An 11,924-nucleotide genomic window follows, 5' to 3' on the forward strand; every position below is an offset into this window, starting at 1 on the left:
CGGCGGGCTGCTTATATAGGTGTGAGTCGTTATGAAACGTGTAGGTCTGATCGGTTGGCGCGGTATGGTCGGTTCCGTGCTCATGCAGCGCATGCTGGAAGAGCGTGACTTCGACCTGATCGAGCCGGTGTTCTTCACCACCTCCAATGTCGGCGGCCAGGGCCCGGCGATTGGCAAGGACGTCGCCCCGCTGAAGGATGCCTACAGCATCGACGAGCTGAAGAGCCTCGACGTGATCCTGACCTGCCAGGGCGGCGACTACACCAGCGAAGTCTTCCCCAAGCTGCGCGAAGCCGGCTGGAACGGCTACTGGATCGACGCGGCCTCCAGCCTGCGCATGGCCGATGACTCGGTGATTGTGCTGGACCCGGTCAACCGCAAGGTCATCGACCAGTCGCTGGACGCCGGCACCAAGAACTACATCGGCGGCAACTGCACCGTCAGCCTGATGCTGATGGCCCTGGGCGGCCTGTATGAAGCCGGTCTGGTCGAGTGGATGAGCGCCATGACCTACCAGGCTGCGAGTGGGGCAGGGGCGCAGAACATGCGCGAGCTGATCAAGCAGATGGGCGCGATCAACGCCTCGGTGGCCGACGATCTGGCCGACCCGGCCAGCGCCATCCTCGACATCGACCGCAAGGTTGCCGAGGCCATGCGCGGCGAGTCCTTCCCGGTGGACAACTTCGGCGTGCCGCTGGCCGGCAGCCTGATCCCCTACATCGACAAGGAACTGCCCAACGGCCAGAGCCGCGAAGAGTGGAAGGGCCAGGCCGAGACCAACAAGATCCTCGGTCGGATCAAGAGTCCGATTCCGGTGGACGGCCTGTGCGTGCGCATCGGTGCCATGCGCTGCCACAGCCAGGCGCTGACCATCAAGCTGAACAAGGATGTGCCGATGGCCGACATCGAAGGCCTGATCAGCCAGCACAACCCCTGGGTCAAGCTGGTGCCGAACACCCGCGAGGCGAGCATTCGCGACCTCGGCCCGACCGCCGTCACCGGCACCCTGAGCGTACCGGTCGGTCGTCTGCGCAAGCTCAACATGGGCTCGCAGTACCTCGGTGCCTTCACCGTCGGCGACCAGCTGCTGTGGGGCGCGGCCGAGCCGCTGCGCCGTATGCTGCGGATCCTGCTGGAGCGCTGATTCGTTAGTCAGCCAGCAAAAAAGGCCGGTGATTACCGGCCTTTTTTTGTTTCTGTGGTCAGCCTTTCGGGCGCAGCGTAGAGTGCCGCCCACTCGCTTCTCTGTCTCAAGGTATTCCGATGTCCAAGTCCCTCGCTATCGCCGTGATCGGCGCCACCGGCACCGTGGGTGAAACCCTGGTGCAGCTGCTGGAGGAGCGCGAGTTCCCGGTCGCCGACCTGCACCTACTGGCCGGCAACGATTCCGTCGGGCAGGCCATGGCATTCCGCGGCAAGAACCTGCGGGTGCGCGAGGTGGCGGACTTCGATTTCGCCCAGGTGCAGCTGGCCTTCTTCGCGGCGGGCGAGGACGTCAGCCGCCAGTACGGCGCCAAGGCGCACGCCGCCGGCTGCTCGGTAATCGACCTGAGCGGCGGCCTGCCGCAGGCGCTGCCGGTGGTGCCGGAAGCCAATGCCGAGGCGTTGGCTGGCGCGAGCGCGCCCTATCTGCTGGCCAGCCCGGCGCCCGGCGCCACCGCCCTGGCTGCCGTACTGGCGCCGCTGCGTAGCCAGCTCGGTCTGCGCAAGATCGTGGTGAACGCGGTGTTGTCCGTTTCCACTATTGGCCGCTCCGGTGTCAGCGAGCTGGCCCGGCAGACTACCGAGCTGCTCAATATGCGTCCGCTGGAGCCGCAGGTGTTTGGGCGCCAGGTGGCGTTCAATGTGCTGGCCCAGCTAGGCGAAGCGGACGAGGGCGGTCATGCACGGCTGGAGCGCTGGATGGCCGACGAGTTGAAGCGGGTGCTGGCAATCGACGGACTGAAAGTGGCCGTTACCTGCTGCGTGGCGCCGGTGTTCTTCGGCGACAGCCTGGCCGTTTGCCTGGAAACTGCAGAGCCCGTGGATGTGGCCGCAGTCGCTGCGCTGCTGGAGCAGCAGGCCGGGATCGAGCTGGTGGAGCAGGGCGATTATCCGACCGTGGTCGGCGATGCGGTGGGGCAGGATGAACTCTACGTAGGGCGCCTGCGCGCTGGTCTGGACGATCCAGCTGAGCTTAATTTGTGGATTGCGTCAGATAATGTGCGAAAAGGCTCTGCGCTCAATGCTGTGCAAATTGGTGAGTTGTTGATAAAACACTATCTGTAAAAGATACTTAGCCCCAAATTTGAAGAATTATTCTAGCTTGGCAATACTGTTTTGGTAGTTCGCTGACGGGGAGCCGCTTTCGGGCGGGCGCAGGCAGCGCACTTCAAATCCTCTCGTTCATCGAGAAAAAAAGATAAAACAAGGGATTACGCTATGGTTCGGGTTCGCAAACTGGTGCTGGCAATTGCGGCTGCTTCCGCGCTGACCTCGGGTACGGCACATGCACTGGGACTGGGGGAAATCGACCTGCAGTCCTCGCTGAGCCAACCGCTGGTGGCGGAGATCGAGTTGCTCGAAGTGCGCGATCTGGCGCAGACCGAAGTAATCCCGACGCTCGCCTCGCCTGAAGAGTTCAACAAGGCGGGTGTTGATCGTCAGTACTTCCTGACCGATCTCAAGTTCACTCCGATCATCAAGCCCAACGGCAAGAGCGTGATTCGCATCACCTCGACCAAGCCGGTGCGCGAGCCCTACGTCAATTTCCTCGTCGAAGTGCTGTGGCCGAACGGCCGCCTGCTGCGCGAATACACCCTGCTGCTGGATCCGCCGATGTACTCGCCGAGTCCGGTAGTGACCGCCGCGCCGCGCCTGCCGGTAGCCGCCGCTCCGGCGCCGCGTCCGCAGACCGTTGCGCCGACCCCGCGTCCGATCATCCCGTCCGCCAGCGCCCCGGCCCGTCCGGCTGCCCCGGCTGCCCCGGCCGCCCCGGCGGCGAAGCCTGCCGCTACCCCGGCCACCGCCAAGATCGACGGCGACCAGTACAAGACCACCTCCAGCGATACCCTGTGGGAAATCGCCCAGAGCAGCCGTCAGAGTGGTTCCGTTCACCAGGCCATGCTGGCCATCCAGGATCTCAATCCGGGTGCCTTCGTCGACGGCAACATCAACCGCCTGAAGAGCGGCCAGGTACTGCGCCTGCCGACCGACGCCCAGATCAAGAGCCGCAGCCAGAGCGAGGCTATCGCCCAGGTCGGCGAGCAGAACACTGCCTGGCGCGAAGGCCGCAGCGTCGCCGCCAGCAGCTCCCGCCAGCTGGATGCCACCAAGCGCGACAGCGCCGGTGCTGCTCCGGCCAAGGCCGATGCCAAGGACAGCCTGAAGCTGGTTGCCGCCGATAGTGGCAAGTCCACCGCCGGCAGCGACAAGGGCAAGGGCGACAGCAAGGCGCTCAATGATCAACTGGCCGTGACCAAGGAAAGCCTGGACTCCAGCCGCCGCGAGAGCGCGGAGCTGCAGAGCCGCATGGCCGACCTGCAGAGCCAGCTGGACAAGGCGCAGCGCCTGCTCGAGCTGAAGGACAGCCAGCTGGCCAAGCTGCAGGCCGATCTGGCTCAGCAGAGCAAGGCTGCAGCGACTCCGACCCAGCCGGTCGCTCCGGCAGCTCCGGTTACTCCGGCGACCGCGACCAAGCCTGTGGAGAAACCGCTAGAGAAGCCGGCCGCACCGACCGCCGAGACCAAGCCGGCAACCGTGCCTCCGGTCGAGAAGCCAGCTACTACCGACTTCAATTACGAGGAAACCGCCCCAAAGACCGAGCCGGCTAAGCCGGCGGTCCAGGCGCCTGCCACTGAGCCGGCCAAGCCGGCTGTCGCTCCCAAGCCGGTTCAACCGGCCAAGCCCGCCCAGGCCGTCAAGCCTGCCGCTCCGGTAGTCAAGGAGCCCGAGCCGCAAGGCGTGGTTGACCAACTGCTGGCCAATCCGATGCTGCTCGGTGCCGTCGGCGGCGGTGCGCTGCTGGTGCTGCTGGTCGGTCTGATGGTGCTGTCGCGCCGCAATGCGATGAAAGAGGCCGAGCTGCAGAACAGCCTGGCCGCCGATGACGACAACGACGCCTTCGCCAATGACATGGATCTGCCGGATGACAGCTTCGCCGGCCTCGGTGACGCCTCCGGCGAGACCGTGGTGCGCGAGCAGGCCGAAGAGCGTGTGGCGCCGCAGACCGCCGACGCCCTGGGCGAAGCCGATATCTATATCGCCTACGGCAAGTTCACCCAGGCCGCCGAGCTGCTGCACAACGCGATCAACGACGAGCCGCATCGCAGCGATCTGCGCCTGAAGCTGATGGAAGTCTATGCCGAGCTGGGCGACCGCGATGGTTTCGCCCGCCAGGAGCAGGAGCTGCGCGAGATCGGCGGTTCTGCCGGTGCCGTCGATCAGCTGAAGGCCAAGTACCCGGCGATGGCCGTGGCCGCCTTTGCTGCTGGTGGTGCGGCTGCCGCGTCCGACGACCTGGATGCGTTCAGCCTGGACGACCTGACCCTGGACGAGCCGGTTGCTCAGCAGTCGGCCGCAGCCTCCGACCTAGACGACTCCTTCGACCTGAGCCTGGATGATCTGGACGTCAATCTCGACGCGCCGTCGGCACCTGCTGCTCCGGTCGCCGAGACCACTCTGGACGATCTGGACCTGGATTCCGGTCTGGACTTCGACACTCCGGCCGCCCCGGCGAGCACCACCAGCGCCGACATGGACTTCGATCTCGACCTGGGTGGCGAAAGCACCAGCGACAGCCTGTCCCTGGGTGACGACCTGGCCGATTTCAGCCTGGATCTGGAAGCCGACAGCAAGCCGAGCGCGACCGCTGCCGACGACGACTTCATGCTGAGCCTGGATGACGAGCCGATCACCTCCAGCTCCGCAGCCGGCGAAGTCGATCTGGACATGCCGGCCGATTTCGATCTGTCCCTCGCCGAAGAGACTCCCAGCACTCCGGCCGACGACAGCTTCGCCGCCCAGCTGGATGAAGTCTCCGCCGAGCTGGATCAGCTGAGCAGCGGTCTGGCCGATGAACTGCCGGCCGCTCTGCCGGAAGCTTCTTCTACTGCAGCAGGTCAGGACTTGGACGACGACTTCGACTTCCTCTCGGGTACCGATGAGACCGCCACTAAGCTCGATCTGGCGCGTGCCTACATCGACATGGGCGACAGTGAAGGTGCCCGCGACATCCTCGACGAAGTGATTGCCGAGGGTAGCGAAGGTCAGCAGCAGGAAGCTCGCGATCTGATCTCCAAACTGAGCTGATCCATGTTTGAAGCAACACCAACAGGGGCGGCCGAAATGGCCGCCCCTGGCGTTTTCAGAATCGCTCTTGGCGTGGAGTACAAGGGCACCCGTTACCGTGGCTGGCAGCGCCAGGACAGCGGTGTGCCCACGGTGCAGGAGGCGCTGGAAAAGGCGCTGTCGCAGGTGGCCGCCGAGCCGATCGGCCTGATGTGTGCGGGGCGCACCGATGCGGGCGTGCACGCCAGCGGGCAGGTGGTGCATTTCGACACCCGTGCCGAGCGCCCGCTCAAGGCCTGGGTAATGGGGGCCAACGCCAACCTGCCTGCGGACATCAGCGTGACCTGGGCCAAGGTCATGCCGGCGCATTTCCACTCCCGCTTCAAGGCCTGTGCCCGGCGCTATCGCTATGTGATTTACAACGACCACATACGGCCTGCGCATATGGCCGAGGAAGTCACCTGGAACTACCGCCCGCTGGACGTGGCGCGCATGCGCGAGGCGGCCCGCCATCTGGTCGGTACGCACGATTTCACCTCGTTTCGCGCGGTGCAGTGCCAGGCCAAGTCGCCGGTGAAGACGGTGCACCACCTCGAGGTGATCGAGCATGGTCGCTTCATCATCATCGATGTACGCGCCAACGCCTTTCTACACCACATGGTGCGCAACTTCGCCGGGGTCTTGATGACCATCGGTGCGGGTGAGCGCGAGCCCTCCTGGGTGCTAGATGCGCTGGCCTCGCGTGATCGCCGCGCCGGTGGCGTGACGGCTCATCCCTATGGGCTCTATCTGGTGCAGGTGGAGTATCCCGAGGAGTTCGAGCTGCCGCAGCGCTACCTGGGGCCGCACTTCCTCTCCTCGCTGCCGCAAAGCTTCGGCTGAAACTGCCTCGCGGCTTTGCTACCATCGATTTTTCTTTCTCAGAAGGTGCCGGCACGTTGACAGCCGTTCGCGTCAAAATCTGCGGAATCACCCGGGTCGAGGATGCGCTGGCCGCAGCCGCGGCCGGGGCCGATGCCATTGGTCTGGTGTTTTATGCCAAGAGCCCGCGCGCCGTCGGCATCGAGCAGGCACGGGCGATCATCGCCGCGCTGCCGCCATTTGTGACCACGGTCGGCCTGTTCGTCGATATCGAGTGCGATGAACTGCAGCGGATTCTCTCCAGCGTGCCGCTGGACCTGCTGCAGTTCCACGGCGACGAGTCCCCCGAGCAGTGCGAAAGCATCAATCGCCCCTACATCAAGGCGCTGCGGGTCAAGGCCGGCGACGATATCGCTGCTCAGGTGAATCGTTACCCTGGGGCCAAGGGCATTCTGCTGGATACCTACGTCGAGGGCGTGCCCGGCGGAACCGGCGAGGCTTTCGACTGGTCACTGGTGCCTGAGGGGTTGAGCAAGCCGGTGATTCTGGCCGGCGGCCTGCATGCGGATAACGTCGCATCGGCGGTGGCCCGGGTGCGTCCTTATGCGGTGGATGTCAGCGGCGGGGTCGAGGCGAGCAAGGGCATCAAGGATGCGGAAAAGATCGCGGCTTTCATTCGTGCGGCGCGTGGCGGTTGATGTGACGGCGGGCAGGCGCCTGCCGTCCATAACCCATTGCGCCCTGGCCGGGGTGCGGCATCCGTCGCCTTCGGCCTGAATCAAAGTTTGCCTGGGTCGCCCAAGACCCCGAACAGCTACGGAGAGTAAGCATGAGCAACTGGTTGAGAGAAAAGCTGATCCCCTCGATCATGCGTTCCGAGGTCAAGAAGAGCTCGGTGCCCGAAGGGCTCTGGCACAAGTGCCCATCCTGCGATGCCGTGCTCTATCGCCCCGAACTGGAAAAGACCCTCGACGTCTGTCCCAAGTGCAACCACCACATGCGCATCGACGCGCGTGCACGCCTGGACCTGTTCCTCGATGCCGAGGGGCGTGAGGAGCTGGGCGCCGAGCTGGAGCCGGTGGATCGCCTGAAATTCCGTGACAGCAAGAAATACAAGGACCGCATCGCCAGCGCGCAGAAGGAGACCGGCGAGAAAGATGCGCTGGTTTCCATGAGCGGCAAGCTGCAGGGCATGCCCGTGGTGGCTTGCGCCTTCGAGTTCAGCTTCATGGGCGGCTCCATGGGCGCCGTCGTCGGCGAGCGCTTCGTGCGTGCCGCCAACGCCGCGCTGGAGCAGCGCTGCCCGCTGGTGTGCTTCGCGGCTTCCGGTGGCGCGCGCATGCAGGAGGCGCTGATCTCCCTGATGCAGATGGCCAAGACCAGCGCCGTGCTGGCGCGCCTGCGCGAGGAGGGCATTCCCTTCATTTCCGTGCTGACTGACCCTGTCTACGGCGGCGTATCTGCCAGCCTGGCCATGCTCGGTGACGTGATCGTCGCCGAGCCGCGTGCGCTGATCGGCTTCGCCGGTCCGCGGGTGATCGAGCAAACCGTGCGCGAGAAGCTGCCTGAAGGCTTCCAGCGCAGCGAATTCCTGCTCGAGCATGGCGCCATCGACATGATCATCCACCGCAACGATCTGCGTCCGCGCCTGGCTCGCCTGCTGGCACAGCTGCAGCATCTGCCGACTCCCGCGGCCACTGCATGAGCCGATCCCTCGCCGACTGGCTGAGCTATCTGGAGCAACTGCACCCCAGCGCCATCGACATGGGCCTGGAGCGCAGCCGCGAGGTGGCTCGCCGGCTCGGCCTGGGCAAGCCGGCGCCTCTGGTGATCACCGTCACCGGCACCAATGGCAAGGGGTCCACCTGTGCCTTTCTGGCCTCCCTGCTGCGTGAGCAGGGGCTCAAGGTCGGCGTCTACAGCTCGCCACACCTGCTGCGTTACAACGAGCGGGTTCAGCTCGAGGGGCGTGATGCCGGCGACGATGAGCTGTGCGAAGCCTTCGCGGCGGTCGAAGCCGGGCGTGGCGAGATTTCCCTGACCTATTTCGAGATGGGCACTCTGGCGGCCTTCTGGCTGTTCGAGCGCGCAGCGCTGGACGCCGTGGTGCTGGAGGTCGGCCTCGGTGGCCGGCTGGATGCGGTCAACCTGGTCGACGCCGACCTGGCGCTGGTCACCAGCATCGGTCTGGATCATGCCGACTGGCTCGGCGATACCCGCGAATCGGTGGCCTTCGAGAAGGCTGGCATCCTGCGCCAGGGCAAGCCGGCGTTCTGCGGTGACCTGGATCCGCCGTTGCCATTGTTGCAGCGCGTGGCTGAGCTGGATTGCCCGCTGTTCCTGCGCGGGCGCGACTACGACCTGGCGCTGAGCGAAGGCGCCTGGCACTGGCGCGGCCTGACCGCCGATGGCCGAGTACTGGAGCTGCACGACCTGCCTCTGCTAGATCTGCCCATGGAAAACGCCGCCCTGGCGCTGCAGGCCTATGCGGTGCTGGGCATGGCCTGGCAGCCGGCAAGGCTGGTCGCTGCGCTGCAGCGTACGCGCGTGACCGGCCGCCTGGATGTGCGCCGCGTGAACTGGCAGGGCAGGGATCTGACGCTGCTGCTGGACGTCGGTCATAACCCGCATGCCGCCGAGTACCTGGCCACGCGCCTGGCCGCGCGGCCCCTCAAGGGCCGGCGTCTCGCCGTATTCGGCCTGCTCGCCGACAAGGATCTTAAGGGCGTGCTTGCGCCGCTGCAGCTCGAAGTGCAGGGCTGGTCGGTAGCGCCACTGGATAGCCCGCGCAGTCGTCCGGCTGGTGAGCTGGAGGCGGCGTTGCGCAACCTGGGCGCGGATGTGCGCGCCTGCGCCAGCGTGGCCGAGGCATTGCTGGTACAGTGTGGCCAGGCGAGCGAGGACGACGAGATCCTCGTGTTCGGATCTTTCTATTGCGTGGCCGAAGCCCTGGAGTGGCTCGGCCAACAGGCGGAGGCAGGCAATGGCAGTGCTGGATAAGGGGCTCAAGCAGCGGATCGTCGGCGCACTGGTGCTGGTGGCGCTGGCGGTGATCTTCCTGCCGATGCTGTTTTCCCGTGAGGACGAGCTGCGTCAGGTGACGGTGGATGCACCGGCGATGCCGGACAGGCCGAGCATGCCGGATGTTGCGCTGGAGCCGGTAGTGGTGCCCGAGCCGGTGGCCGAGGACGAAGTGCCGCCGGTGGAACCAGTGCCGCAGACTTCCAGCGAGCCGATCGCCGTGCCGACCCAACCCGTTGCCGAGCCGCAGGCGCAAGCCCAGGCCCAGCCGCCTGTGGAAACGCCCGCACCGACTCAGGCGGCTACTAAGCCGGCCAGTGGTCTGGATGCCAATAACCTGCCGGTCAGCTGGTCGGTGCAATTGGCCAGCCTGTCGAGCCGCGCGGGTGCCGAGAAGCTGCAGCAGACCCTGCGCAGCGGTGGCTACAACGCCTATATCCGCAGCTTCGACGGCATGAACCGGGTGTTCGTCGGTCCGGTCATCGAGCGCGCCGAGGCCGATCGCCTACGTGATCTGCTCAATCGCCAGCAGAACCTCAAGGGGTTCGTGGTGCGTTTCCAGCCGGAAAACGGCTGATTTCCTCTATCAGAGCCATATAGCGGCCCCGGCTTACCCGGCCGGGCACGCTCTGCTAGAATTCGCCGCCTTTCCCGTCTGTAGGCAGCAACGTGGCATTCACTTGGGTCGATTGGGCGATCATCGCCGTCATCGCCATTTCCAGCTTGATCAGCCTGCGCCGCGGCTTCTTCAAGGAGGCCCTGTCGCTGCTGACCTGGATCATCGCCGGTGTGGTCGCCTGGATGTTCGGTGGCGCCCTGTCGCAGCACCTGACGGATTTCATCGAGACGCCGTCGATGCGCGTTATCGCGGCCTGCGCCATTCTGTTTATCGTGACCCTGCTGGTCGGGGCGCTGATCAATTTCCTTATCGGTGAGCTGATCCGGGTTACCGGCCTGTCAGGCACCGATCGTTTTCTCGGCATGGTCTTCGGCGCGGCGCGCGGGGCCTTGCTGGTGGTGGTACTGGTGGGCCTGGTCAGCCTGGCCCCGGTACAACAGGATGAATGGTGGCAGCAGTCGACCCTGATGCCGCATTTTCTGATGGTGGCGGATTGGTCGAAGAATCTGATTCTGAGCCTGACCAGCCAGTGGCTCGCCAGCGGCATCACGCAGACGCCCGAGCTTCCGTCCTACGAGGGTCTCTTGCAGCCTAAACTGCCGTAAGAGCCTGGAACTACCTGATTCACTACACAGAGGTTGCGTCACATGTGCGGCATCGTCGGTATCGTCGGTAAGTCCAACGTCAATCAGTCCCTGTACGACGCCCTTACCGTGCTCCAGCATCGCGGCCAGGACGCTGCCGGCATCGTCACCAGCCACGGCGGGCGTCTGTTCCTGCGCAAGGATAACGGCCTGGTGCGCGATGTCTTCCAGCAACGCCACATGCAGCGCCTGGTGGGTCACGTCGGCATCGGCCACGTGCGCTATCCCACCGCCGGCAGCTCCAGCTCCGCCGAGGCGCAGCCGTTCTACGTCAACTCGCCGTACGGCATCACCCTGGCGCACAACGGCAACCTGACCAACGTCGAGCAGCTGTCGCGCGAGATCTACGAGTCCGACCTGCGTCACGTGAACACCAACTCCGACTCGGAAGTGCTGCTCAACGTGTTCGCCCATGAATTGGCGGTGCGCGGCAAGCTGCAGCCCACTGAGGAAGACGTGTTCGCCGCCGTCGCCGGCGTGCATGCCCGTTGCCGCGGTGGTTACGCCGTGGTGGCGATGATCACCGGCTATGGCGTGGTCGGCTTCCGCGACCCCCATGCGATCCGCCCGATCGTCTTCGGCCAGCGCCACACCGACGAGGGCGTGGAGTACATGATCGCCTCCGAGAGCGTCGCCCTCGACGTGCTCGGCTTCAGCCTGATTCGCGACCTGGCCCCGGGCGAGGCGGTGTACATCACCGAAGACGGCAAGCTGCATACCCGTCAGTGCGCGTCGAACCCGCAGTACTCGCCGTGCATCTTCGAGCACGTCTACCTGGCCCGCCCGGACTCGCTGATGGATGGCGTGTCGGTGTACAAGGCGCGCCTGCGTATGGGCGAGAAGCTGGCCGAGAAGATCCAGCGCGAGCGTCCGGATCACGATATCGACGTGGTCATTCCGATCCCGGACACCAGCCGTACCTCTGCGCTGGAGCTGGCCAACCATCTGGGCGTGAAGTTCCGCGAGGGCTTCGTCAAGAACCGCTACATCGGCCGCACCTTCATCATGCCCGGCCAGGCCGCGCGCAAGAAATCCGTACGGCAGAAGCTCAACGCCATCGAGCTGGAATTCCGCGGCAAGAACGTGATGCTGGTGGACGACTCCATCGTGCGCGGCACCACCTGCAAGCAGATCATCCAGATGGCCCGCGAGGCCGGCGCCAAGAACGTCTACTTCTGCTCGGCGGCCCCGGCGGTGCGCTACCCGAACGTGTACGGCATCGACATGCCCAGCGCCCACGAGCTGATCGCCCATGGCCGCAGCACCGAGGAAGTGGCCGAGCTGATCGGCGCTGACTGGCTGGTGTACCAGGACCTGGACGATCTGAAAGAGGCGGTCGGTGGCGGCAAGATCAAGATCGAGCACTTCGACTGCGCGGTGTTCGACGGCCAGTACGTGACCGGCGATGTCAACGAGCACTATCTGAACAAGATCGAGCAGGCACGTAACGATGCGGCCAAGGCCGGCAGCCCGTCTGTCAGCGCCATCATCGATCTGCACAACGACTGAGG

Annotated in this window: 10 protein-coding genes; all 10 read left to right on the forward strand. The window is 65.1% G+C overall.

Translation table 11 applies throughout. The features are described 5' to 3' along the window. Positions 1–31 precede the first annotated feature (31 nt). The 10 genes from asd (at position 32) to purF (ending at position 11,922) form a co-directional block, all read left to right on the forward strand. Entirely contained in the window at positions 32–1,144 is a 1,113-nt protein-coding gene (gene asd, locus FFS62_RS09205) for an aspartate-semialdehyde dehydrogenase (RefSeq protein WP_137972530.1), read from the forward strand. Positions 1,145–1,263: 119 nt separating this feature from the next. Next, positions 1,264–2,268 carry an aspartate-semialdehyde dehydrogenase gene (locus tag FFS62_RS09210; protein ID WP_137972531.1) on the forward strand — a complete coding sequence of 335 codons (1,005 nt, stop codon included), beginning with the start codon at positions 1,264–1,266 and terminating at the stop codon, positions 2,266–2,268. A 153-nt stretch (positions 2,269–2,421) separates the two neighbouring features. Beyond that, positions 2,422–5,289, forward strand: coding sequence for a FimV/HubP family polar landmark protein (locus FFS62_RS09215; protein ID WP_137972532.1), 2,868 nt, complete (start codon positions 2,422–2,424; stop codon positions 5,287–5,289). Between the two features lie 3 nt (positions 5,290–5,292). Next, a complete protein-coding gene (truA, locus tag FFS62_RS09220) occupies positions 5,293–6,150 on the forward strand; it encodes a tRNA pseudouridine(38-40) synthase TruA (protein WP_137972533.1) in 858 nt (285 codons plus the stop codon). Between the two features lie 56 nt (positions 6,151–6,206). Beyond that, positions 6,207–6,827, forward strand: a complete 621-nt coding sequence (locus tag FFS62_RS09225) for a phosphoribosylanthranilate isomerase (RefSeq protein ID WP_137972534.1) — start codon at positions 6,207–6,209, stop codon at positions 6,825–6,827. A gap of 131 nt (positions 6,828–6,958) precedes the next feature. Further along, positions 6,959–7,834 carry an acetyl-CoA carboxylase, carboxyltransferase subunit beta gene (gene accD / locus FFS62_RS09230; RefSeq protein WP_137972535.1) on the forward strand — a complete coding sequence of 292 codons (876 nt, stop codon included), beginning with the start codon at positions 6,959–6,961 and terminating at the stop codon, positions 7,832–7,834. After that, the gene (gene folC / locus FFS62_RS09235; RefSeq protein WP_137972536.1) at positions 7,831–9,129 is read left to right on the forward strand and encodes a bifunctional tetrahydrofolate synthase/dihydrofolate synthase; all 1,299 of its coding nucleotides are present in this window, start codon (positions 7,831–7,833) and stop codon (positions 9,127–9,129) included. The genes accD and folC overlap by 4 nt, the downstream gene beginning before the upstream one ends. Then, complete coding sequence (locus tag FFS62_RS09240; RefSeq protein WP_137972537.1) at positions 9,113–9,727, forward strand: SPOR domain-containing protein; 615 nt, start codon at positions 9,113–9,115, stop codon at positions 9,725–9,727. Before folC ends, FFS62_RS09240 begins: the two co-directional genes overlap by 17 nt. Before the next feature lie 92 nt (positions 9,728–9,819). Beyond that, positions 9,820–10,374 carry a CvpA family protein gene (locus tag FFS62_RS09245; RefSeq protein ID WP_137972538.1) on the forward strand — a complete coding sequence of 185 codons (555 nt, stop codon included), beginning with the start codon at positions 9,820–9,822 and terminating at the stop codon, positions 10,372–10,374. 42 nt (positions 10,375–10,416) lie between these two features. Next, complete coding sequence (gene purF, locus FFS62_RS09250; protein WP_137972539.1) at positions 10,417–11,922, forward strand: amidophosphoribosyltransferase; 1,506 nt, start codon at positions 10,417–10,419, stop codon at positions 11,920–11,922. The last annotated feature ends 2 nt before the right edge of the window (positions 11,923–11,924 follow it).

The organism is Pseudomonas sp. F(2018), assembly GCF_005508865.1.
Classification (GTDB): Bacteria; Pseudomonadota; Gammaproteobacteria; order Pseudomonadales; family Pseudomonadaceae; genus Aquipseudomonas.